Raw genomic sequence first — 22,204 nt, 5'->3', positions numbered from 1 at the left:
GATGCTTGCAGGCCCCGGCTTTATCCTGGATTACGCCACGAACCCTTTCGCTCGAAGCCAGATGACTATGCTGACGCGCCGCACTCTTCTCAAAACCACCGCCGCCGCCGGCCTCGCCGGCCTCGGCGCGGCGACTATCGGCAGGTTGACCGGATTTGCCGCGCCCAAGCCCGATCCGCTGCTGCTGAAGACCGCCAGCATCGAGGCGCAACTCATGGACGGCGCGCCAACGAGGAATGTGCTGACCTATGGCCAAGCCGGCATGCCGCCGGTGATCCGCATGCGCAAGGGCGTGCCGTTTGCAGCGCAATTGATCAACGGCATCGACGATCCGACGACCATCCACTGGCACGGCATCCGCGTTCCCAACAAGATGGACGGCGTGCCGTTCCTGGTGCAGCCCTATGTCTACCAGGGCGATCATTTCGACTATGCTTTTACCCCGCCCGACGCCGGCACTTTCTGGTATCACCCGCATTGCAACACACTGATCCAGATGGGCCACGGCCTGACCGGCGTGATCGTGGTCGAGAACCCGAACGATCCGGCCTTCGATGCCGAAATGGTGATCAACCTGCGCGACTGGCGCCTCGGCGACGACGGCCAGTTCATCGAGCCGTTCCGGCCGCGTGACGCGGCAAAAACCGGCACATTCGGCACGGTGCGCACCGCCAACTGGCAAGGCGAGCCGCAATTCGACGCGCCGGCCGGCGGCCTGGTGCGGTTGCGTACCGCCATCACCGACGTCACCCGCATCTACGCCTTCCGTGTCGACGGGGCCGAGGCGGCGGTGATCGCGCTCGACGGCAATCCGGTGCCGCAGCGTTTTGCACCCGACGCACTGCTGCTCGGACCTGGACAGCGCCTCGACCTCGCCATCCGTATGCCGGACGACGAAGGCGCGATCGTCAGCCTGCGCGATGTGCGGGGCACCAAGCCAAAGATCCTGGCGACGCTGCGCGCGGTCGGAAGCTCGCTCAAGCGCGATATCCGCGACCTCGCTCCGCTGGAACCGAACCCCGTGGCAGAGGTGGATGTCGGCAGTGCGAAGCACATTGCGCTGGCGCTCAGCGCCACGGCCGAAAACGTGCCGGCCGACGGCATCTGCGGCTCCCTCGGCTACAGTTTCTGGGCGATCAACAAGGTGCCGTGGCCCGGTGACACACCCGACCCGACCGCGCCGCTCGCTGAGCTGAAGCTCGGCCGGAGCTATGTCATCGACATGGAGAACCTGACGCCGCACGCGCACCCGATCCATCTGCACGGCATGAGTTTCAAAGTGCTGTCATCCTCGAAGCGCGCGGTCCAGCCGTTCGTCTCCGACACCTATCTGATCCAGCCCGACGAGAAAGTGCAGCTCGGCTTCGTCGCCGACAACCCCGGCGACTGGCTGCTCCACTGCCACATCATCGAGCACCAGAAGACCGGCATGACGAGCTATCTTCGGGTCGTGTGAGCCTCTCGTGACAGGTTCGTGAAGGCGTGCGGGGTTGACCCGTTCGCTCGATTGCCTAGGTAGGCAACAGGGCAGGCGGGGCGTCACACAACTCCGACCGACGGCATGACATCTTCGCGCATTCGAAAACTTGCCCTTCTTGCGGCAGGCATCCCGATCCTGTCTTCCTGCGTCATCCCCGACGACACGTCGCGGCTCGCGAGGGAGGACGTCACCACCGCCGCTGCGCGCCGCGAAATGGTTGGCCTCAGCGAGGCCGACATTCGTATGTGCGCCGGCTTTCCGACCGCGACCGCCGATGCGGGACCATCCGGTCAGATCTGGACCTACCAGCGCACCGTGCAGCGTGGCAATCTCAGCATTGCGGTGCCGACCTTGGGCATCGGCGCGATTCCCGGTGTCGGCGGTTCCGTCAATGTCGCTCCCGGCGGCTATTGCAACACGCAGATCCGCATGCTCGACGGCCACGTTGCGGAGGTCGCCTATGCCGGCGACAACAACCTGCCCAACAGCCGCGATGCGCTATGCGTCAGCACAGTGGACTCCTGCGTGACCTATGCGCGCCAACGCCAGCACAAAGCGCCGGCGGTCTCAAGATAAGTGCAACCAAGCGACGCCACCGCCTAGAATGGTACGATGCTTGCGAGCGGACGCGGGCATTGCTGCCCGCACCCTTGTTGAACGCCGCTACTGGTGCTGCGCCTCCGCCGCGCGCCGCTCCTTCTTCTTGCGCCATGGCGCGTTGGCCTCCCAATCGCCGGCCATGATGCTGCCGTAGGGCAGAACCTCGTCGACGATTTCCGCCAGGCCGAAATGCTCGATCTGGCGGCGCATCGAAGCCGCGTTCTTGTAGGCGCTGGGCAGCTCCGAAATATCGGTTACCCCGCTGAAGAAACGGGCGTCGATGCCCTTGGTCTCCTCGGCGAAGATCTCGGCGTCGCTGCGCCCGGCCTGCATGCGCCGGTGCTGCGTGCGCGAGAAGTTGCGCCCGGCGCCATGCGGCGAGAAACCAAGCCCGTGCTCGGCATTCTTGCCGCGAACGATCAGCACCGGCTCCGCCATGTTGAGCGGGATCAGCGTCAGATCGGTCGCATCGTCGGCCCAGTCGTCGAAGGCCGGCGTGGCGCCCTTGCCGTGATAGAACAGCCCGTCCGAGCGGCGGAAGACGAAGTTGTGCTCGTTCCAGAACCGGTCCGAAACCTTCGCCGACAGCTTTTCGGCCGTGAGATCGTGAATGAGCATATGGTTGCCCTTGGTCCATTCGCGGATCACTTGCAGGGCATCCCAATACTCATCGCCTTCGCGCGTATCGGCCGGTATCCAGGCATTCTGCGGCAGCGTCTCCGGCGACAGCACCCTGCGGACGCCTTCGGCGATCTTCATGCCCTTGGCATAGAGCCGCGCGCCCGGCGAACGCGAGCCGTGATGCGTGACCAGCGCCGTCTCGCCGCTCGACTTCAGCGTGCCGACATAGGCGAAATGGTTGCCGTCACCCTGCGTGCCGAAATGCTCGATCGCCACACTCTTCAGGTCGCGCAGCAGGCCGTTCGCCTCGAAGCGCTGGAACAACGCATCCGACGGTCGGAACTGCTGGCCGCGCTGGCGCCCGCCCGGTCCGAAATGGGTCACGGCGTGCACGGCGTCGAGCAGCGCGGCAGGCGCCACGCCGGGAAACACCGAGATCGCCATCGAGCAGCAGATATCGGCCGAATGCATGCCGGGATGGATGCCTTCGGACACCGCGACACCGCCGACCGGAATGGTTCCGGGCGAACCCGCCGGACACGCATCGGGCATGATGGCGCCGGCACGGACCACGGGCGTGCGCATCAGCTCGATCATGCTGCGCTTGACAGCCTCGACATTGGCCGCCTCATGCTCGTTCTCGGCCAGGATGTTGAGATGCAGCGGCAGCGAGCCGCTCGCCTTGAGCGGCATCGCCGGTGGCGGCGCGCAGGCGCGCGCGACCTCGATCGCATCCTCATGCGATCCGCCCATCTCCAGAACGGCATTGGCCGCCACAAGCGCCCGGGCAAACCACTTGCCCTGCTGCATTCCGGCGTCGATCAGATCCTGTCCACTTACAATCTCGGTCATGTCTTTCACTTTCAACTTTACATTGCGAGCTGGCGACAAGGGGCGGCAAGACAATTTACTGAGCTACTCTCCATCGCAAAGACGGATGGGACGACTCGAACATCCGACCTTCCGCAACTTTCGTTGCGAACGCTCTATCCATGTAGTCCTGCCTGCATTCGCCATTCACATCTGCAATTCCAACTCCTGGCGGACGACAAATCGATGCGAGAAACCGATCGGTCAACAGACCGACGGGTGGATTCGAACCACCAGATACCACTGTATTCCCGCAGGTATTCGCCCTTGTTCAATGGCTGGCGACAAGGATCGGCAAGACGACGCTTGACTGCGCCACCCCGCTCCGTGGAGCGAGAGAGTGATTTGAACACCCGACCTCCCGTCTTTCGACGGGCGCGCTACCTGTAATCCTGCCTGCATTCGCCATTTCTTGAGCCTGATCTTTTCCCAAACCGGAATCCACTTTTGGATTCATGCTTTGGTTCGCCACGGCGACAAAGGATGATGAAACACCGGGAGTCCCGCTCGTGCCAGAGAGCGCCTGCAAGGTGAGGAGTCGAACCTCACGGAGCATCCCGTTCGTGTTGCTGTAGTTCCATCGGGCATTCGCCGCGCCTTCGATTTCTATTCTTCTTGTCCACGTGCGGCCGGAGCCGCGAAAGTCGTCGGGCATGACGACAAGAGTGATGAAACGTCTCCCTGCCTTGCGACAGGGCCCTGCTCTATCCGCTGAGCTACGGGTCCAAAGTGGCGGACCCGACGGGATTCGAACCCGCGACCTGGAGGGTAACAGCCTGTAGTTCCACCGGCATTCGTCATGCCCGTTTCTCGAGGGTGCCGGCGGACGCGCCTCCGGCACCCATTTCTTCAAAGCTCGACCGCCTCGATCGTGCGCACCCAATGGTCCGGGTCGCCGCCGGAGGCGAGCATCGTGCCGACCACGTCGAAGACGCGGTCGGAGAAGCCGCCGACATTCAGGATGTCGGCGCGGCCTTTCGCCTGCGTGGTGGCGTAGGGCTGGATATCGATGCAGACCAGCTTGGCTTTCGGGTTCAACCCCTTCAGCTTCTGCCATTCCTGCATCGTCGCCGTCCCCTGATGCGCGTTATGCGTGGCGTCCACCCAGGACTGGTTGTCCGAAACGAACACCACCAGGTCGACCCTCGCCTTTTCACGCACCAGCCGTGCCAGCGGCGCCGAGCAATTGGTTCCGCCGCCGCCGATGGCCGCGAGCTTCGCCGCGTTGGTCATCACCGTATCGCGAGCGTTGAGGTGGATATCCACCACATCGTTCTCGAACGGCAACACCCTCGCCGTCGGGTTGCGCCGCAGCATCGCGGCGGCCACCAGGGCAGCCACATCGATGCAGCGCACGGCCGACGTCGCGCCCTTGCGGTACCCGGTCGCAGGCGAGGCCATCGAGCCCGAGACGTCCGGGCACACAACCACATTGCCATCGATCTGCGGAACGTTGCCGAGCGCGACTTCCATCGCGTCCTGCAGCGCATCCCTCACCACACCGGGCACCCCGGCCTCAGCCATGGTGAAAGCCACCATCAGCTGGTACGGGAACACCCTGGCGCGCCGGACCTCATCCGGATCACGAAGGCGAGCCGCCAGCATCTCGGCGAAACCCTCCACCTCGAACACGCCGTTGCGCGCGAAGGTGTTGAGGTTCTGCCGCAGCATCTGCCAGCCGGCCGTCCGGGCGATCTGCACCCAATGCTCGCGCGACAGCGGCATCGAGGTCAGCATCTGGAACGGCACTTCGGGCACCGGCAACGACGGATCGCGCTTGAAGGCCTCGAAGGCCTTCACCACGTCCGGCAGCGCGGCGACATCATGCGGCTTGCCGATCAGATAACCGTAGAGCGCCTCACGCGAGGCCGACTTGGGCTTCGGATGAACCATCTTCACGACATCGGCCAGCGACGGGTCGTTGCCGACCGCGGCGCGCATGATCTCGAAGTCCGACGCATGTTCGAGCCAGTTCTGCACCAGACGCTTCGGCCGCGTGCCGAGCGACTTGCGGCCGGTGACGCCGGAACGCATCACCTGCACGAAGTTGCGCAGCATCTTGCCGTTGCGCACGATCCGGGCGAAGGCGCGGTTGAACTCGTCGCCCTGCATCAAGGACAGCACCGCCAACAGCAGCGCCGGCATGTCCTTCATGTAGCCCTTTTCGAACGCATGCACCGCGGTCTTGGCCAGGAATGCCGGCTCGACCTGCCAGGCAAGCTTCAGCACCTCGTCGAGCTGCTCGCGCGGCTCGGCATAGAACGTGGCGTTGAAGGTTCCCGTCGCCGCCAGCTGAGCCAGAGCCTGATGCGGCGACAGGCGATAGGCCTGCGCACCCTCATGGTTTCTGGCATCAGCCGGCGGGAGCAGCTTTCCTGCTATCGTCGCAAACACGGATTTGTTTGCCATTGTCCTGATCCTCTTGTTTGACAGCAGGATCATAACAAGCCGCGTGCCAGTTTGGACCGCAAGCCCGTCCCAGGCATGCGCATCTTTGATAACCTGTTGATTTTACTTCGAAAGAAAAAATGGAAGCGAGACCTGTCGCCTCTGGCGCCCTGATGTCAAGTATCTGTATAGTGATCTAAAAATATCGCTATTTATACGGTGGGATAAATGAAGAGACGGGTCGCCATCGGAATTCTCGGCACGACGCTCGATTCGGGCCGCACCGATGATCGCTGGAAAAAATGGCGGCCAACGGTTGCGCTCTGCCAGCAGCCGGGCCTGTTCATCGATCGGCTGGAACTCATTCACGGCACCCACTCGGAGCAGTTGGCAAGGCAGGTCATCGCCGACATCGAGCAAGTATCGCCGGCAACCGAGGTCAGGCGGCATGTCATTCCCGCGAAGGATCCCTGGGACTTCAGCGAGGTCTATACCGGCTTGCGCGACTTCGCCCGCGCCTACGCCTTCGATCCGGAGAAAGAGGATTATCTCGTCAACATCACCACCGGCACCCATGTCGCCCAGATCTGTTGGTTCCTGCTCACCGAAGCGCGTTTCATTCCGGCGCGCCTGTTGCAGCTTTCACCGCGCAAGGACGGGCGTGACGATGTGTCGGGCAGCCATTCGATCATCGATCTCGACCTGTCGCGCTATGACGCGATCGCCACGCGCTTCGCCGCCGAGCGCGACGAAGCGACCTCGTTCCTGAAGTCCGGCATCGCCACCCGCAACCCCGCTTTCAACCGCATGATCGACCAGATCGAGAAGGTGGCGATCCGGTCACGCGCGCCGGTGCTGCTGACCGGCCCGACCGGTGCCGGCAAATCGCAGCTGGCACGGCGCATCTACGAATTGAAGAAAGCGCAGCGCCAAGTATCGGGCGCCTTCATCGAGGTCAATTGCGCGACGCTGCGCGGCGACCAGGCGATGTCGACCTTGTTCGGCCATGTGAAGGGCGCCTTCACCGGCGCTCAGAACGAGCGCGCGGGCCTGATGAAATCGGCCAACAAGGGCGTGCTCTTCCTCGACGAGATCGGCGAGCTCGGCTCAGACGAGCAGGCCATGTGCCTGAGGGCGATTGAAGAAAAGCGGTTCCTGCCCGTGGGCGCCGACCAGGATGTGACCTCGGACTTCCAGCTGCTTGCCGGCACCAATCGCGATCTTTCGATCGACGTGAAGGCAGGCAAATTCAGGGAAGACCTGTTCGCGCGGCTCAATTTGTGGACCTTTCAATTGCCGGCGCTGCGCGACCGCAAGGAAGACATCGAGCCCAACCTCGAATTCGAGCTGCGCCGGTTCAGCGAGCGCGAGGGACAGAACGTCACCTTCAACAAGGAAGCGCGCGAGCTTTACCTCAAATTCGCGATAGCGCCCGAGGCGCAATGGCGCGCCAATTTCCGCGACCTGTCGGCCTCGATCACGCGCATGGCGACCTTGGCTCCGCTCGGCCGCATCAACGAGGAAGCCGTGCGCGACGAGATCGGGCGGCTTGACGCGGTCTGGCGCGACGGGAGCGGCAGCGGTGACCGGGATGCGCTGCTGCTGGATATGCTTGGGGCGAACCGTCTCGGCGAGATCGACCCCTTCGACCGGGCGCAGCTCGCCACGGTGATTGAAGCCTGCCGCGACAGCCATTCGCTCAGCGCCGCGGGCCGCAAGCTCTTTGCGGTATCGCGTCTCAAAAAGACCAGCGGCAACGACGCCGACCGGCTGCGCAAATACCTGATGCGCTTCGATCTCAGCTTCGAGGATGTCGCCGGACGGTGAGGCGGTGACCCGAAGGGCGCTCCGCCAAGCCTGCTCTTAGGAAAGCGTCTTGTGGCGGGTCATCGCGATGATGGCACGGCCGATGGCTATGCCGATGAAACCGGCGAGCGCTTTCAGCACAGCGTCGCTGAAACGCGCGTGCCTGCCCGGATCGACGATCTGCAGCAGCTCCAGGACACCCGCGACAAGTGCTGCCGCCACCATAGTCTGCACAAGACGGTTCGGGAAACCAAAGGCAAGCGCCACGCCGAACAGGACATAGGCCAGCGCGCGCTCCACATTAGGGTCCGCCAAATGCGGCCGCATCTCGATCGGCGAAAGCGTCGCGAAGCTTATCGCCGCGAACAGGATGAGCGCCACAAAGCGGGAAATCGTGATCATCGCTGCTCTTATAGGCCGCAAGCCGGTAGAACAACCAGCGTCCTCACCAAGGCAAAACGGCGCATGTTGCCGGTGAGGTGTTGGCTAGAAATTCCGCTGGTGGAGCTGAGGAGGATCGAACTCCTGACCTCGTCATTGCGAACGACGCGCTCTCCCAGCTGAGCTACAGCCCCGTCCAACGGATGGCGCATTTATCGAAGGCAGCGGTTTCCTGTCAAGGCGAAACCACCGGTCTTACAGGGTACAGCCACGACGGCACGGGCCTTGCCGGCTTCACCGGCAATGGCTACATGTCGGCAACAATTTGGAGACCGGCATGATCGCCCTTATTCAGACCATCGTCATGGCGCTTGACCTCTATTGGTGGATCATCATCGCCTCGGCGATCTTTTCCTGGCTCTACGCCTTCAATGTCGTCAACTCGCGCAACCAGTTCGTCGCCACCGTCAGCAACATGCTCTATCGGCTGACCGAGCCGGCGCTGAGGCCGATCCGCCGCTTCATGCCGGATCTCGGCGGCATCGACATCTCGCCGATCATCCTGCTGTTGGTCATCTTCTTCATCCGCCAGTTCCTGCTCACCACTGTGATCTCCTGGGTCGTTTGAGCCTCCTCTGTCGATGAGCCAGCCGTTTCGTTTGCGCGAGGACGGTGTCGACCTCTTCGTGCGACTGACGCCAAAGGCCGGGCTCGATCGGATCGACGGCGTCGAGACGGCCGACGATGGGCGCAGCCACGTCAAGGCCCGGGTGCGCGCCATTCCGGAGAACGGCGCCGCAAATGCAGCGCTGGAACGGTTGCTGGCCAAGGCGCTTGGCGTGCCGGGTTCCGCGGTATCGGTGGTTGCCGGGGGCACCTCGCGGCTGAAGACGCTGCGGGTCGTGGGCGATGCGCCTGAACTGGCAGCGAGGGTTGAAGCGCTCGTCGGCGGGCGATGAACTACACATAGAGCGTTTCACCGTTTCACGGAAACGGCGAATCTCTCTGTTTTGTCGCGATTTCCAGGCGGAAAACCGCTCACACTTTTCCTGAAATTGCTCTAATTTCCTCGGTCGACGCCGCCCCTCATTGCCCTGCCGGGCATTTCTCCCCGTAAACGGGGAGAAAGAAGTTGTCGCGAACGATTTCGCCAACCGTCAGCGTTGCAAAACATAGCGCCGAGGTCGCGGCCAGCTGCCTTCTCCCCGTTCACGGGGAGAAGGTGCCGGCAGGCGGATGAGGGGTAACGCGGCGCTTAAGGATTGGCACGGACTGCGCGGCGCCGACACTCACGCAGATGGACTTCAATCCCCCAGCGGCAGTCTTGGATCATCCACCTTCAGCGTGTTGACGCTCTGCTTGATGCGCCGCAGATTCTCCAGGACTTTCGGCCCGCGCGATTCCGCCACCGCGGTGGCGATCATGTCGAGGATGGCTAGAAGCGCGTAGCGCGACGACGTCGGTTTGTAGATGTTGCCGTCCTCGAAGGGCTGCAGCTGGATCACCGTGTCGGCGGCCTTGGCCAGCGCCGATTCCGGTGCGGTGATGGCGACGGTGGCGGCGCCGTATTGCTGCGCGACCTCGACGGCTTCGATGACCGAACGCGCATAGCCCGAGACCGAAAAAGCGACCAGCGTCGTTTCCGCCGTCGCGACAGCGGCATACATGCGCTGCAGCTGGCCGTCGGTCTGGGCAAGCGCCGACAGGCCGAGCCGGAACAGACGGTTCTGCATCTCGGTCGCCAGCATCGAAGAGATGCCGCCGGAGCCGATGCACAGGATATTGCCTGAGCTGGCGATGCGGGCGGCCACACTCACCAGCACGCTCATGTCGAGGTTCTCGCTGGCGCGCTTGATGGCGGCGATTGCCGCCTCGGTGATGGCCGAAGCGATGCGCTGCTCGCGCGCGTCGCGGCTGAGCGGCTCCGGCGACAGATACTGGCCGCCGATGGCGATCGCCTGCGCCAGATAGAATTTGAAGTCGCGAAGACCCTCGCAGCCGAGGTTGCGGCAAAAGCGCGTCACCGTTGGCTCGCTGACGCCGACGCGCGCGGCAATCTCCGAGATCGCCGCCTTGGAGGCGAAATCGAGATCGGACAGAACGAGGCTGGCCAGCCGGCGATCCGATTTGGTGCCGTCCTGCGACATCAGCTGCAGCCGCGTGATGATGTCGGCCGGCGTCTTCATGCCCGTGTTTTCGTCATCGTGTTTGTCGCTTCGTCTTCATGCCATTGCCTCACAAGGGTGGGCGTTATAGCGGCAGGCCCGTCGCCTTGTCGAACAGATGGATGTTGCGGGGGTCGACCGAGACCGGCAACAGGTCGCCCGGCCTGACCGGCAGCCGATCGTGGAACACCGCGCGTACCGTGTCGGCGCCGATGGCGCCATAGACATGGGTCTCGGAACCGGTCGGCTCGACGACATCCACCTTGAGCGCCATGGCATCGGCAGCTTCACCGATGACAAAGTGCTCGGGCCGGATGCCGGCCTCTACCGCGCTGCCCGCCGGCGCAGCCTTGCCGGCAAGCGCGAGGCGCCCGCCGCCGGCCGACTCGAACCAGGTCTTGTCCGACGTCGACTTCAGCGCCCCGGAGACAAAGCTCATCGACGGCGAGCCGAGGAAACCGGCGACGAACTTGTTGGCCGGCCTGTCATAAAGCTCCAGCGGCGCGCCGACCTGCTGGATGCGGCCGCGATCCATCACCACGATGCGGTCGGCCATGGTCATCGCCTCGATCTGGTCGTGGGTGACATAGACGATGGTCGATTTCAGCCGCTGGTGCAGCGCCTTGATCTCGGTGCGCATCTGCACCCGCAATTGCGCATCGAGGTTCGAAAGCGGCTCGTCGAACAAAAAAACCGAAGGCTCGCGCACGATGGCGCGGCCCATGGCGACGCGCTGGCGCTGGCCGCCCGACAATTGCCTCGGGTAGCGGTCGAGATAGGAGAAGAGGTTGAGCACCCCGGACGCCTTCTTGACCTTGGCATCGATGGCGGTGCGGTTCTCGCCACGGATCTTCGGGCCGAAGCCGATATTCTCCGCAGCCTTCAGGTGCGGAAACAGCGCATAGGACTGGAACACCATGGCGATGTTGCGCTGCTGCGGCGGCAACTCGTTGGCGCGCACCCCGCCGATCAGCAGATCGCCGGAGGTGATCGTCTCCAGCCCGGCCAGCATACGCAGCAGCGTTGACTTCCCGCAGCCGGACGGCCCGACCAGCACGACGAACTCGCCGGTCCGGATGTCGAGGTCGATGTCCTCGAGGATTTTGTGCTGGCCGAAGGATTTCGACAGGTTGCGAAACTGGACGTCGGTCATGGTCACGCTCCCAGAATGTCATCGATGAAGGGCAGGTAGCCGGCTGTCAGCCCGGCGTCCACCGGCACCACCGCTCCAGTTATGCCGGATGCGCGGTCGGAGGCAAGGAAAGCCACGGCTTCGGCCACTTCCACAGCATTGACGATGCGGCCGAGTGGATAGAGCCGCTGCAGGCGGCCGAGGATTTCCGGATCCTTGGCCAGGCGATGGTCCCAGGCGGCGGTGCGGATCGAACCCGGGCACACGACATTGGCGCGCAACCCGTCGCGGCCGAGCTCGACGGCGATCGACTTGGCGTAGGCGTTGATGCCGGCCTTGGCGGCGGCATAGGCCGGATTGCCGAAATGCGAAATCGCGTTGACCGAGGAGATGAAGACGATGCTGCCGGAGCCGCGCGCCGCCATCGCCTTGATGACCGGATCGGCGAAAGTCATGACACCGGTCAGGTTGAGATCTAGCTCGTGCTCGATCTTGTCCGCCGTCAACGCTCTCAGTGTCTCGGCGCGCGTCCAGCCGGCATTGTTGATCAGTATGTCGGGAACGCCGTCCCGGTCGAGCAAGGCGGGGATCGCAGCTTCGATCGAGGCCCGGTCGAGCAGGTTGAAGACATGGCGCGAGGCGATATGCGGGCTGGCCAGCGCTTCCGCCGACTGATCACAACCGACGATGCGTGCGCCGCGCTCGGCCATAAGCGCCACGATCGCCGAACCAAGGCCGCCGCCCGCGCCGGTGACGACAACCGTCTTGCCCTCGAACTCGGTTCTCGAAACCACGCTGCGCGCTCCTCCGCCCCTTCATTTTTGACTGGGTACGCTACCCAACCAAATGTAAATAAGCAACACGATAAACTGCTTGCATGGCCTCAAATGATGGATAATGTAGGAAAGTCACATAAATCCTGCGCTCATAAGAGTCAGGCGCCAACGTGCATCAATGGGAGAAATCAGATGAGCCTTGCGAAATGGACTGTCGGCCTGTTGGCCGGAATGAGCATGCTGGCGTTGGCCGTGCCCGCCGACGCCGGCGAGGTGCGCGTCACCGTTGCCGAATACAGCGCCAAGACCGGCCCTTATTTCGAGGCGGTCAAGAAGGAATTCGAGGCCGCCAACCCTGGCATCACCATCAAATACGAAGTGGTGCCGTGGGACGTGCTGCTGCAGAAGCTGACCACTGACATCAGCGCCGGCACGAATGCGGACCTGTCGATCATCGGCACGCGCTGGCTGATCGATTTCGTGCAGCAGGACGTCGCCGAGCCGCTCGACAGCTACATCAAGCCCGAGTTCAAGGACCGCTTCATCGACACCTTCCTGCAGCCTTCGATCATGGGCGGCCACACCTATGGCCTGCCGATCGCCGCCTCTGCGCGCGCCATGTACTACAACAAGGAGCTGTTCGAGAAAGCCGGCATCGCCAAGCCGCCGGCAACCTGGACCGAGCTGCAGGACGACGCGCGCAAGATCAAGGCGATCGGCGCCTTCGGCTTCGGCTTGCAGGGCAAGGAAATCGAGACCGACGTCTACTACTACTACGCGATGTGGTCGCAGGGCACCGAGATCCTCAACAAGGACGGCACATCGGGCCTCGGCACGCCGGGCGCGCTCGAGGCGGCCAAGCTCTACAAGTCGATGATCGACGAAGGCCTGACGGAACCGGGCGTCACTTCCAACAACCGTGAGGACGTGCAGAACCTGTTCAAGCAGGGCAAGGTCGGCATGATGATCACCGCGCCCTTCCTGTCCAACCAGATCAAGGAAGAGGCGCCGAGCCTGAAATATGGCGTCGCCGCCATTCCGGCGGGCCCGACCGGCGCGCGCGGCACTTATGGCGTCACCGATTCGATCATCATGTTCAAGAACTCCAAGAACAAGGACGAGGCCTGGAAGCTGCTCGACTTCCTGTTCACCAAGGAGCAGCGCGCCAAGTTCACGCAAGGCGAAGGCTTCCTGCCGGTGAACAAGGAAGAGGCCAAGATGGATTATTACGTCAACAACGCCGACCTGGCCGCCTTCACCGCGCTCCTGCCTGACGCCCGCTTCGCCCCGGTCATCCCCGGCTGGGAAGAGGTCGCCCAGATCACATCGGATGCCATGCAGAAAATCTACCTCGGCGGTGACCCCGAGGCAGGCCTGAAGGACGCCGCCGACAAGGCCAACGCGGTGCTCAAGAAGAAATAAGGGCGTATCTCCCTGCGCCCGTGGCGCGCTCCACCCCGTCGGAGCGCGCCACACTTTCTGGCTTCAGGTTCTCTGCCGGAGAAACCGCTGCCGGATTGAGCCAAGCCGGCAAATCGGCGAAATTCCGTTCCACTTCAACACGGTGCCATCCCGCCGATGCAAAGCCGGATCCTGCCCTATCTGCTGACCCTGCCCAGCCTGTTCCTGGCGGCGGTGGTGATCTTCTGGCCGGTCTGGGACCTGGTGCAGATCTCGACGCATGACGTCAGCCGCTTCGGCCAGCTGCGCGACTTCACCGGCTTCGCCAATTTCACCGAGTTGTTTGCCGATCCGGATTTTCTCGCGGCACTCTGGCGCACCGGCTTATGGACCGTGCTGGTGGTCGGCGGCGCGCTGCTGCTGTCGGTCCCGGTGGCGATGATCCTCAACATGGATTTCTACGGCCGCGGCATTGCCCGCGTCATCATCATGCTGCCCTGGGCGGTGTCGCTGACGATGACGGCGGTGGTCTGGCGCTGGGCGCTCAACGGCGAAAGCGGCATGCTGAATTCGGCGCTGATCGGGCTCGGCCTGATCCATGAGAACATCCAGTGGCTGGCGCGCGCCGAGACAGCCTTCCCGATGCAGGTGCTGATCGGCATATTGGTGACGGTGCCGTTCACCACCACGATCTTCCTCGGCGGCCTGTCGTCGATCCCCGACGATCTCTACGAGGCGGCGGCACTCGAGGGCGCGACACCGCTGCAGCAATTCCGCGAGATCACCTTTCCGCTGCTGAAACCGTTCATCAATATCGCCATCGTGCTCAACACCATCTACGTCTTCAATTCCTTCCCGATCATCTGGGTGATGACGCAGGGCGGGCCGGCGAACTCGACCGACATCCTCGTCACCCACCTCTACAAGCTTGCCTTCCGCATCGGCAAACTGGGCGAAGCCTCGGCGGTCTCGCTGGTGATGTTCGCCATCCTGCTTGTCTTCACCATGATCTATGTGCGCCTGGCCATGCGGGAGCAGCGGGCATGAGGGGCAAGCTGAAACGCACCATCATCGCCTGGCTGCTGCTCGCACCGCTGATCGTGGTAACGATCTTTCCGTTCGCGGTGATGTTCCTGACCGCGGTCAAGCCGCGCACCGAGGTGCTGACTCCAACCTGGTGGCCGAGCGAATTCCGCTGGTCGAATTTTTCCGACATGTGGGTGGCGACCGGCTTCGGACGCGCGCTCATGAACTCGCTCTATGTCTCGGCGCTGGCGACCATCGGCGCCATCCTGATCTCGGTGCCGGCGGCCTACGCCATGTCGCGCTTTCGCTTTGCCGGCTATGGTGCCTTCCGCCAGTTCCTTCTGATCTCGCAGATGATCTCGCCGATCGTGCTGGTGCTCGGCCTGTTTAGGCTGATGGCCGCCTGGGGGCTGGTCGAATCGACGACCGCGCTCGGCTTCATCTACATGGCCTTCAACGTCGCCTTCACCGTCTGGATGCTGCAGAGCTATTTCGACACCATTCCGCGCGATCTCGAGGAAGCTGCCTGGATGGAAGGCGCCGGACGCTGGCTGACGCTGCGCAAAGTGTTCCTGCCGCTTTGCCTGCCGGCGATCGCCGTCACCGCCATCTTTACCTTCATCAATGCCTGGAACGAGTTCGTCGTCGCGCTGACCATGCTGCGCAGCCAGGAAAGCTACACGCTGCCGATCCAGGTTTTCTCGCTGGTCGCCGGCCGCTACACGATCGAATGGCACCATGTCATGGCGGCCACGCTGCTGGCGACGCTGCCGGTGGCGATCCTCTTCATCTGGCTGCAACGCTACCTTGTCCGCGGGCTGGCGCTCGGGGCGGTCAAATAGCAATTCCAGGAAAGTCTGCATGCGCATCTTCACCGCCTCGCTGGCGACGGAAACCAACACCTTCTCGCCGGTGCCGACCGACCGGGCCTCGTTCGACATGGCCTTCTATGCCGGGCCAGGCAAGCATCCGGAGACGCCGACTTTGTGCTCCTCGCCGATCGTGGCGCTGCGCAAGCGCGCGGCCGCGGAAGGGCTCACCGTCATCGAGGGCACCGCGACCTGGGCCGAGCCCGGCGGCCTGGTGCAGCGGCAGACCTTCGAGGCGCTGCGTGACGAGATCCTCGACCAGCTCAAGGCGGCGCTGCCGGTCGATGCCGTCATCCTCGGCCTGCATGGCGCCATGGTGGCGCAAGGCTATGACGACTGCGAAGGCGATCTGCTGGAGCGCGTGCGCAACATCGTCGGCCCGAAAGTGGTGATCGCCTCCGAGTTCGATCCGCACAGCCATCTGACGCCGAAGCGCGTCGCCGCCTCAAACATCATGGCCTATTTCCTCGAATTCCCGCACACCGATTTCTACGAGCGCGGCGAACATGTCGTCGAGCTCGGCCTGGCGGCGGCGCGCGGCGAGATCGAGCCTGTCATCTCGACCTTCGACTGCCGCATGATCCAGGTGCTGCCGACCAGCCGCGAGCCGATGCGCTCTTTCGTCGACAAGATAAAACACCTGCATGGCAAGGATGGCGTGCTGTCGATCTCGGTCGTCCACGGCTTCATGGCCGCCGACGTGCCGGAAATGGGCACGCGCATCCTGGTCGTCACCGACAACGACAAGGCCAGGGGCGATGCGTTGGCTGAAAGCCTCGGGCGCGAGCTCTACGCCATGCGCGAGCAGACGGCGATGACGATGCTAAACACCGCCGACGGCATCGACCGGGCGCTGGCGGTCTGCGCCGGGCGCCAGGACAAGCCGGTGGTGATCGCCGATATCTGGGACAATCCCGGCGGCGGCGTGCCGGGCGATGGCACGAACGTGCTTCGCGAACTGCTTCAGCGCGGCATCCACAATGTAGGGCTGGCGACCATCTGGGACCCGATCGCGGTAACCTTCTGTCACGCGGCTGGTGAAGGAGCGGTCATCGACCTGCGTTTCGGCGGCAAGGCCGGACCGCAGGCCGGCGAGCCGATCGACGCGCGCGTCACGGTGCTGAAGACGATCAATGAAGCCTGGCAAAGTTTTGGCCCGAGCCGGGTGACGTTGGGGCCGTCGGCCGTGGTGCGCATCGAAGGCACCGAGGTCGATGTTATCCTGAACACCAACCGCACCCAGACCTTCGAGCCGGACATCTTCTCCAACATCGGCATCGATCCGATGGCCAAGGACATCCTGCTGATCAAATCGACCAACCATTTCTACGCCGGCTTCGAACCGATCGCCGCCGAGATCATCTACGTCGCGGCGCCGAGTTCCTATCCGAGCAATCCGGCGGTGACGGATTACAGGAAATTGAAACGGCCGGTGTGGCCGAGGGTCAAGGATCCGTGGAAGGATAAGGCTCCCCCTTCTCCCCTTGTGGGAGAAGGTGTCGCCGAAGGCGACGGATGAGGGGTGCTCCAGGGAACACCAACGTCTCACTCCGCTGGAACACCCCTCATCCGTCTCGGCGCTACCGCGCCGATCCACCTTCTCCCACAAGGGGAGAAGGGAAGGCCGCCTACACCAGCCCTCGCTTCACCATCATCGCTTCCGGCGAAGGCATTTTGCCGCGGAACGCGGTGTACAGCTCTTCCGGATCCTTCGATCCGCCGGCGGCATAGATGTTCTTGCGCAGGCGCTCCGCCAGCGCCGGGTTGAAGGGATCGCCGGTCTCCTCGAAGGCCGAGAAGGCGTCGGCGTCGAGCACTTCCGACCACATGTAGGAATAATAGCCGGCCGAATAGCCGTCGCCGGAAAAGACATGGCCGAAATGCGGGGTGCGGTGACGCATGGCGATGGTGTCTGGCATGTGCAGCTTCTCGAGCGTTTCGGCCTCGTATCGAAGCGGCTTTTCCGGCGCATCCGGCCGGGCATGATAGGCCATGTCGATCAATGCCGATGCGGTGAACTCGACCGTCGCGAAGCCGGCGCCGAAGGTGCGGGCGGCGAGCATCTTGTCGAGCAGCGCCTTCGGCATCGGCTTGCCGGTCTTGACGTGCAGCGCATGTTTTTCCAGCACCGCCGGCACCGTCAGCCAGTGCTCGTAGAGCTGCGAGGGCAGCTCGACGAAATCGCGGCTGACCGAGGTTCCCGACACCGACGGCCAGGTGACGTCGGTCAGCATGCCGTGCAGCGCATGGCCGAATTCATGGAACAGCGTCTTGGCCTCGTCGACCGACAACAGCGCTGCCTCGCCGGCCGGCGGCTTGGCGAAGTTCATGATGTTGTAGATCACCGGCCTTGAGCCATGGCCGAGCTTATAGCCGGATTTCAGCGCGCTCATCCAGGCGCCGGAGCGCTTGGATGGCCGCGCGAAATAGTCGGCCAGGAACAGGCCGCGCTCGCTGCCGTCAGCGTTCTTCACCACGAAGACGCGGGCGTCCGGGTGCCAGGCGGCAATGCCTTTCTTCTCCTCGAAGGTGATGCCGAACAGCTTCGTGGCGACATCGAAGCATGCCTCGATGACACGTTCCAGCTGCAGATATGGCTTGAGCTCCGCCTCGTCGAAGGCGAATTTTTCGGCGCGCAGCTTCTCCTGGTAGAAGCGCCAGTCCCAGGCCGCGAATGTCTCGTTGCTACCGGCTGCCGCCGCCAGCCGCTCCAGCTGCTTCTGGTCGGCGGCTGCCTTTTCCAGCGCCTTCTCCCAGACCGGGTCGAGCAGATCGTGCACGGCCTTCGGCGTCTTTGCCATGGTGTCGTCGAGCTTGAGCGCGGCGAAGGAACCGTAGCCGAGCAGCTTCGCCTTTTCGGCGCGCAGCTTCAGCATGTCGCGTACGACATCGGTGTTGTCGGAAGCGCCGCCATTCTGGCCGCGCATGATGAAGGCGTTGAAGGCGACTTCGCGCAGGTCGCGACGCTCGGAAAACGTCGAGAACGGCTCGTAGATCGAGCGCGACAAGGTCACCGCATAGCGGCCCTTCTGGCCGCGCGTTTCGGCGGCCTCGGCCATTGCGCTTTTGAGGAAATCAGGCAGGCCGGCAAGATCGGCCTCGTCGAGAAACAGCGCCCAGTCGCGTTCGTCGGCCAGCACGTTCTGGCCGAATTTGGTGCCGAGCGAGGACAGTTCCTCGTTGATGGTGGCGAGCCGCTTCTTGCCTTCGGCATCGAGCTTGGCGCCGGAACGGACAAAGCCTTTCCAGGTCTTTTCCAGCACACGTAGTGTTTCGGCGCCGAGCTTCAGACTGTCGCGCCGCTGATAGAGGTCGTCGATGCGGGCAAACAGCTTCTCGTTCATCGAAATCGCCGAGAAATGCCGCGACATCTTGGGCGAAATCTCGCGCTCCATGGCCTGGATCGCGTCATTGGTGTGGGCACCGGCCCGGCACCAGAAGATCGACGACACATGGTCGAGCGGCTCGCCGGCAAGCTCGAGCGCTGCCAGCGTGTTTTCGATCGTCGGCGCCTCGCTGTTTCCCGCGATCGCATCGATCTCGGCTTCATGCGCTTTCAACGCGGCATCGAAGACCGGACCGAAATCGTCATCGCCGATGCGCGCGAAATCCGGCAGGCCGAGCGGCCCTTGCCAGACAGTGAGCGGATGGGCGGCGAGGTCGACGGTTTTTGACATGGGCAAATCCAACTAGGCAGTTCGGTGGGATGATGCGGGCGGGTCACCCGGATGTAGGGCGGTGCTCGGCGCCGCGCAACATCGGTTCTTAATAGTCGCTGCAGTCCTGCGCGACCGCTGTCTGAGTGCTGGCGATGATGCGGCCGCTGGCGACAAGGAAAGTTTCGCGCATTAGCGTGTCGTTTCCCGGGAAGTCGTAGCAGGCGAGCACCGTGGTTTCGCCATTCGCGCTCTTCTCGATGCGGTGGCGGATCGTGGCGCCGGCGACCGCGCCCTGCCATTCGTCGATCGAAGCGATGAAATCCTGCTTGGTCTGGATGACGCCGATATCATCGAGCTTCATGCGCGCATCGTCGGCCAAAAGCTCTCTGAGTTCGCTGCGGTCGGCGACCAGAAGCGCCGAATACCAGCGGTCGATGATGGCGCCGTCATCGGCGCTGGCGCCCATGATCGAGAATAGCAGCAGCAGCGCCGCGAGAAGGGGCCTCCGCCCGATCCGATCCATCACGCCTCCTCTATCTCCTTTCGACGCAATTCCGGACGGAGAGTTACGGCGAAGTCGCCGAACTTAACCGCTTCACACTTTTCCTGGAATTGCTCTACAGCTCCGGTCGCTCGAAATCGCCGGTATCCTTGTTCATCACCCAGAGCTCGCCGGTCGAAATGTCGAACCAGGCGCCATGCAGCGAAAGCCGCCCCTTGCCTTCGAGGATGGAAACGCAAGGGAAGGTCCTGAGATTGGCGAGCGAATAGCGGATGGAGATGCGCTCCAGCGCCGTCTGCCGCTCCGTCGCCGTCATGAAGGTGCTCGACGACACGGTTTCGGCGGCAGGCGCGATCAGGCTCATCCACTTGCCGATGAAATCGCCCGGCGACAGCGGCGCGGACTTTGTGTCGAGCGCGGCGCGAATGCCGCCGCAGCGGCCGTGGCCCATCACCACGATGTTCTTGACCTTGAGGCTCTGCACGGCGAATTCGAGCGCGGCCGAGGTCGAGTGAAATTCGCCGTCGGGCTCGTAGGGCGGCACCAGATTGCCGACATTGCGCAGCACGAACAGCTCGCCTGGCCCAGCGTCGAAGATCGCTTCCGGCGCGGAACGGGAATCGCAACAGGCGACGATCATCGTCTCGGGCGCCTGGCCTTCTCGCGCCAGCGAACGGTAGCGATCGCTCTCGGAAGGATAGCGGCCGGTCATGAAGTTGCGGTAGCCGTTCAGCAGATGCTCGGGAAGATGCGGCATTGGTGGCTAGAGCCTTTCCGGGGGTTGGAGGCGGCAGCTCGTTGCGAACGAGACAGGCTCTAACGGCAAATGCCCATCGCGGGCAATGCCGAATTGCGGATGGCTTGGTCGCAATCGCGATGCGCGCACATTGAAATTCACACCCAGATGGCGACGGGAATGCCGAAACGGTCGGTCAGCGGCGGATCCGGAAACGACCGCGCGTCCCCGCTGGCGATACGGCCGGCGATCAGCATCATGGCGGCGGCATCGAGGAAATCGTCGCTGGCCGAACCCCTCGGTGGTGTCTGGTCGAGAAAGCTGGGCTCATAACCATGCCGGCTAAGCAAGGCCTTGCGCTCCTCCATGCCGGCCGGGTTCGCGGCGCCCTTGATCTTCTTCGGCAGCGCCATCGCCATACCGCCATTCAGGCGACAGAAAGCCACCTCGGGATGCGACTCGAAGATGCGGCCGCGCAGGTCGGGCCGCGCGATCAGAAGCTGGTCGATCTCGCGGATCTTGGAAAAAATGCCGAAGGCCTGGATGGAAACGCCGCGAGGCGGATCGGACGTGGCCAAAGCCACGTCGCTGGCGCGCCGATGGGCCGCATACCAGGCCTCAAGCGTCGTGAAGTCGCTGATATCGGCATAGAGCGCCGCACGCGATGGGATGGCGAAGACGCTCGATTGCCGCGCCGCGAGCAGCGGCCGCACCAGCGCTTCCGGTCCGCGTCCGCCCTTGCGCGATAAATCCGGCAGGCCGATCGGCATGTCAACGGTGATCAATGCATCCGGCAAGGCCTCCAGCAGCATCTGGAAGCTCGGGAAGACCGAGACCGAAGGTGCGGCACTGGGCTCGCGATGGACGGCGATCCAGCCGGCCTTGCAGCCATCGACGCCAGCGAGCTTCACGCGCGTTTGTCGCGCCCGGGATGGAGAAGATGGCGCAGCTGCACCATGGCCATCGGATGCGACAGGCTTTGCGCGTCGGTCTCGAGCTGCAACTCGTCGCCGCCGCGTTTTGCCGTACGCGCCAGGATCTCGAAGACGGTGGCTGTGGTCGACTGCAGCGCCTTGACCGGCGGCTGTCCAGACAGGATGCGCGCCAGATAGACGGCGGCCGTCAGGTCGCCAAGCCCGTTTGGCGGCTTGTCGATCAAGCGGTGTTCGGCAAGCAGCGCCTGGCTGCCGTCGAGCAGGAAATTGGCGATGCTGCCATTCATCATTGGCGGCGCCGAGGTCACCAGCATGGTGGAAGGTCCGGCATGAAGGGCCGCCGCCGTCACCGACTTGATGTCGGGCAGCGGCGCGCCCGCCATCCATTCGAGCTCGTAGCGGTTCGGCGTGGCGATATCGGCGATCGGCATCAGCCTGTCGCGCAGCGCTACCGCTGTCGCTTCCGGCACGTAGAGCCCGCCGGAATCGCCCATCACCGGGTCGCAGATATAGAGCGCGTCCGGCGTCTTCGCCTTGACGGCGGCGACCAGCGAGGCGACGGCCTCAGCCTGGCCGGCCTCGCCGAGATAGCCTGACAGCACGGCCCGGACCTCGCCCAGCCAGGGTGCGCGTTCGAGATCGGCCATCAGCGCCTTGAACTGGTCGAGCGGCGGCACGATGCGCGTGGCGCGGCTGTGTCCCGGATGCCAGGGCAGAATGACGGTGGGCACCGCCCAGACCGGGAAGCCCAGCGTCTCCAGCGCAAACACAGCGGCTCGGTTGCCGACCGAACCGCGGGCGACATGGCTGGAGATGACGATGACCGCGCGCGGCGCGTCGGCTTTTTCTGCGTTCAT

General features: G+C 63.6%; 20 protein-coding genes and 1 tRNA gene. 9 read left to right on the top strand and 12 right to left on the bottom strand.

All coding sequences use genetic code 11. The features are described from left to right. Nucleotides 1–61: 61 nt before the first annotated feature. Together AB6802_RS18645 and AB6802_RS18640 are read left to right on the top strand one after the other, a co-directional pair. Nucleotides 62–1,456: a multicopper oxidase family protein gene (locus AB6802_RS18645; RefSeq protein WP_371011627.1), complete on the top strand. Its 1,395-nt coding sequence runs from the start codon at nucleotides 62–64 to the stop codon at nucleotides 1,454–1,456. A gap of 105 nt (nucleotides 1,457–1,561) precedes the next feature. After that, nucleotides 1,562–2,056 (top strand): hypothetical protein, encoded by a 495-nt coding sequence (locus tag AB6802_RS18640; RefSeq protein ID WP_371011626.1) that lies wholly within the window; start codon nucleotides 1,562–1,564, stop codon nucleotides 2,054–2,056. An 87-nt stretch (nucleotides 2,057–2,143) separates the two neighbouring features. On the opposite strand, the gene AB6802_RS18635 is transcribed toward AB6802_RS18640, so the two are convergent. After that, on the bottom strand, nucleotides 2,144–3,553 hold the full coding sequence (locus AB6802_RS18635) for an RtcB family protein (protein ID WP_371011625.1): 1,410 nt from the start codon (nucleotides 3,551–3,553) through the stop codon (nucleotides 2,144–2,146). Between the two features lie 867 nt (nucleotides 3,554–4,420). After that, the gene (locus tag AB6802_RS18630; RefSeq protein WP_371011624.1) at nucleotides 4,421–5,980 is read right to left on the bottom strand and encodes an RNA-binding protein; all 1,560 of its coding nucleotides are present in this window, start codon (nucleotides 5,978–5,980) and stop codon (nucleotides 4,421–4,423) included. A gap of 207 nt (nucleotides 5,981–6,187) precedes the next feature. Here AB6802_RS18630 and rtcR point away from each other — a divergent pair, with 207 nt between their 5' ends. Next, the gene (gene rtcR / locus AB6802_RS18625; RefSeq protein ID WP_371011623.1) at nucleotides 6,188–7,786 is read left to right on the top strand and encodes an RNA repair transcriptional activator RtcR; all 1,599 of its coding nucleotides are present in this window, start codon (nucleotides 6,188–6,190) and stop codon (nucleotides 7,784–7,786) included. A 36-nt stretch (nucleotides 7,787–7,822) separates the two neighbouring features. On the opposite strand, the gene AB6802_RS18620 is transcribed toward rtcR, so the two are convergent. Both AB6802_RS18620 and AB6802_RS18615 read right to left on the bottom strand, forming a co-directional pair. Continuing rightward, a complete protein-coding gene (locus AB6802_RS18620; RefSeq protein ID WP_371011622.1) occupies nucleotides 7,823–8,167 on the bottom strand; it encodes a VanZ family protein in 345 nt (114 codons plus the stop codon). A 97-nt stretch (nucleotides 8,168–8,264) separates the two neighbouring features. Further along, a tRNA-Ala gene (locus AB6802_RS18615) sits at nucleotides 8,265–8,340 on the bottom strand. A gap of 143 nt (nucleotides 8,341–8,483) precedes the next feature. Here AB6802_RS18615 and AB6802_RS18610 point away from each other — a divergent pair. Both AB6802_RS18610 and AB6802_RS18605 read left to right on the top strand, forming a co-directional pair. Beyond that, nucleotides 8,484–8,774, top strand: coding sequence for a YggT family protein (locus tag AB6802_RS18610; protein ID WP_371011621.1), 291 nt, complete (start codon nucleotides 8,484–8,486; stop codon nucleotides 8,772–8,774). A gap of 13 nt (nucleotides 8,775–8,787) precedes the next feature. Then, a complete protein-coding gene (locus tag AB6802_RS18605; protein ID WP_371011620.1) occupies nucleotides 8,788–9,105 on the top strand; it encodes a DUF167 family protein in 318 nt (105 codons plus the stop codon). 345 nt (nucleotides 9,106–9,450) lie between these two features. On the opposite strand, the gene AB6802_RS18600 is transcribed toward AB6802_RS18605, so the two are convergent. The 3 genes from AB6802_RS18600 to AB6802_RS18590 form a co-directional block, all read right to left on the bottom strand. Further along, entirely contained in the window at nucleotides 9,451–10,332 is an 882-nt protein-coding gene (locus AB6802_RS18600) for a MurR/RpiR family transcriptional regulator (protein WP_371011619.1), read from the bottom strand. Between the two features lie 64 nt (nucleotides 10,333–10,396). Next, nucleotides 10,397–11,464: an ABC transporter ATP-binding protein gene (locus tag AB6802_RS18595; protein WP_371011618.1), complete on the bottom strand. Its 1,068-nt coding sequence runs from the start codon at nucleotides 11,462–11,464 to the stop codon at nucleotides 10,397–10,399. A 2-nt stretch (nucleotides 11,465–11,466) separates the two neighbouring features. After that, nucleotides 11,467–12,237, bottom strand: coding sequence for an SDR family NAD(P)-dependent oxidoreductase (locus AB6802_RS18590; RefSeq protein ID WP_371011617.1), 771 nt, complete (start codon nucleotides 12,235–12,237; stop codon nucleotides 11,467–11,469). A gap of 174 nt (nucleotides 12,238–12,411) precedes the next feature. Here AB6802_RS18590 and AB6802_RS18585 point away from each other — a divergent pair, with 174 nt between their 5' ends. From AB6802_RS18585 to AB6802_RS18570, 4 genes are all read left to right on the top strand, one after another. Beyond that, nucleotides 12,412–13,641, top strand: a complete 1,230-nt coding sequence (locus AB6802_RS18585; protein ID WP_371011616.1) for a sugar ABC transporter substrate-binding protein — start codon at nucleotides 12,412–12,414, stop codon at nucleotides 13,639–13,641. 156 nt (nucleotides 13,642–13,797) lie between these two features. After that, on the top strand, nucleotides 13,798–14,667 hold the full coding sequence (locus AB6802_RS18580) for a carbohydrate ABC transporter permease (RefSeq protein WP_371011615.1): 870 nt from the start codon (nucleotides 13,798–13,800) through the stop codon (nucleotides 14,665–14,667). After that, nucleotides 14,664–15,488, top strand: a complete 825-nt coding sequence (locus AB6802_RS18575) for a carbohydrate ABC transporter permease (protein WP_371011614.1) — start codon at nucleotides 14,664–14,666, stop codon at nucleotides 15,486–15,488. Before AB6802_RS18580 ends, AB6802_RS18575 begins: the two co-directional genes overlap by 4 nt. Before the next feature lie 19 nt (nucleotides 15,489–15,507). Beyond that, complete coding sequence (locus tag AB6802_RS18570; RefSeq protein WP_371011613.1) at nucleotides 15,508–17,034, top strand: M81 family metallopeptidase; 1,527 nt, start codon at nucleotides 15,508–15,510, stop codon at nucleotides 17,032–17,034. 109 nt (nucleotides 17,035–17,143) lie between these two features. Here the strand turns inward: AB6802_RS18570 and AB6802_RS18565 are convergent, their stop codons facing one another. The 5 genes from AB6802_RS18565 to pdxY all read right to left on the bottom strand — a co-directional run bounded on the left by AB6802_RS18565 (nucleotide 17,144) and on the right by pdxY (nucleotide 22,204). Beyond that, complete coding sequence (locus AB6802_RS18565) at nucleotides 17,144–19,198, bottom strand: M3 family metallopeptidase (RefSeq protein ID WP_371011673.1); 2,055 nt, start codon at nucleotides 19,196–19,198, stop codon at nucleotides 17,144–17,146. Nucleotides 19,199–19,280: 82 nt separating this feature from the next. Then, nucleotides 19,281–19,697 (bottom strand): nuclear transport factor 2 family protein, encoded by a 417-nt coding sequence (locus AB6802_RS18560; RefSeq protein ID WP_371011612.1) that lies wholly within the window; start codon nucleotides 19,695–19,697, stop codon nucleotides 19,281–19,283. Nucleotides 19,698–19,791: 94 nt separating this feature from the next. Further along, nucleotides 19,792–20,433: a carbonic anhydrase gene (locus tag AB6802_RS18555; RefSeq protein WP_371011611.1), complete on the bottom strand. Its 642-nt coding sequence runs from the start codon at nucleotides 20,431–20,433 to the stop codon at nucleotides 19,792–19,794. A gap of 137 nt (nucleotides 20,434–20,570) precedes the next feature. Then, complete coding sequence (locus tag AB6802_RS18550) at nucleotides 20,571–21,323, bottom strand: DUF429 domain-containing protein (RefSeq protein ID WP_371011610.1); 753 nt, start codon at nucleotides 21,321–21,323, stop codon at nucleotides 20,571–20,573. Next, nucleotides 21,320–22,204 (bottom strand): pyridoxal kinase PdxY, encoded by an 885-nt coding sequence (gene pdxY / locus AB6802_RS18545; protein WP_371011609.1) that lies wholly within the window; start codon nucleotides 22,202–22,204, stop codon nucleotides 21,320–21,322. Before pdxY ends, AB6802_RS18550 begins: the two co-directional genes overlap by 4 nt.

The organism is Mesorhizobium sp. RCC_202 (assembly GCF_041355295.1).
Lineage (GTDB): Bacteria > Pseudomonadota > Alphaproteobacteria > Rhizobiales > Rhizobiaceae > Mesorhizobium.
The sequence above is the reverse complement of the archived record's forward strand: the minus strand, read 5'-3'. Positions and strand labels throughout refer to the sequence as shown.

Excerpts from the sequence above, each read along its gene's own strand:
- AB6802_RS18600 (WP_371011619.1), bottom strand. The coding sequence starts at position 10,332 with ATGAAGACGCCGGCCGACATCATCACGCGGCTGCAGCTGATGTCGCAG.
- AB6802_RS18605 (WP_371011620.1), top strand. The coding sequence starts at position 8,788 with ATGAGCCAGCCGTTTCGTTTGCGCGAGGACGGTGTCGACCTCTTCGTG.
- AB6802_RS18640 (WP_371011626.1), top strand. The coding sequence starts at position 1,562 with ATGACATCTTCGCGCATTCGAAAACTTGCCCTTCTTGCGGCAGGCATC.
- AB6802_RS18610 (WP_371011621.1), top strand. The coding sequence starts at position 8,484 with ATGATCGCCCTTATTCAGACCATCGTCATGGCGCTTGACCTCTATTGG.
- AB6802_RS18595 (WP_371011618.1), bottom strand. The coding sequence starts at position 11,464 with ATGACCGACGTCCAGTTTCGCAACCTGTCGAAATCCTTCGGCCAGCAC.
- AB6802_RS18555 (WP_371011611.1), bottom strand. The coding sequence starts at position 20,433 with ATGCCGCATCTTCCCGAGCATCTGCTGAACGGCTACCGCAACTTCATG.
- AB6802_RS18575 (WP_371011614.1), top strand. The coding sequence starts at position 14,664 with ATGAGGGGCAAGCTGAAACGCACCATCATCGCCTGGCTGCTGCTCGCA.
- AB6802_RS18645 (WP_371011627.1), top strand. The coding sequence starts at position 62 with ATGACTATGCTGACGCGCCGCACTCTTCTCAAAACCACCGCCGCCGCC.
- AB6802_RS18580 (WP_371011615.1), top strand. The coding sequence starts at position 13,798 with ATGCAAAGCCGGATCCTGCCCTATCTGCTGACCCTGCCCAGCCTGTTC.
- AB6802_RS18620 (WP_371011622.1), bottom strand. The coding sequence starts at position 8,167 with ATGATCACGATTTCCCGCTTTGTGGCGCTCATCCTGTTCGCGGCGATA.
- AB6802_RS18630 (WP_371011624.1), bottom strand. The coding sequence starts at position 5,980 with ATGGCAAACAAATCCGTGTTTGCGACGATAGCAGGAAAGCTGCTCCCG.
- pdxY (WP_371011609.1), bottom strand. The coding sequence starts at position 22,204 with ATGAACGCAGAAAAAGCCGACGCGCCGCGCGCGGTCATCGTCATCTCC.
- AB6802_RS18635 (WP_371011625.1), bottom strand. The coding sequence starts at position 3,553 with ATGACCGAGATTGTAAGTGGACAGGATCTGATCGACGCCGGAATGCAG.
- rtcR (WP_371011623.1), top strand. The coding sequence starts at position 6,188 with ATGAAGAGACGGGTCGCCATCGGAATTCTCGGCACGACGCTCGATTCG.
- AB6802_RS18570 (WP_371011613.1), top strand. The coding sequence starts at position 15,508 with ATGCGCATCTTCACCGCCTCGCTGGCGACGGAAACCAACACCTTCTCG.
- AB6802_RS18585 (WP_371011616.1), top strand. The coding sequence starts at position 12,412 with ATGAGCCTTGCGAAATGGACTGTCGGCCTGTTGGCCGGAATGAGCATG.
- AB6802_RS18560 (WP_371011612.1), bottom strand. The coding sequence starts at position 19,697 with ATGGATCGGATCGGGCGGAGGCCCCTTCTCGCGGCGCTGCTGCTGCTA.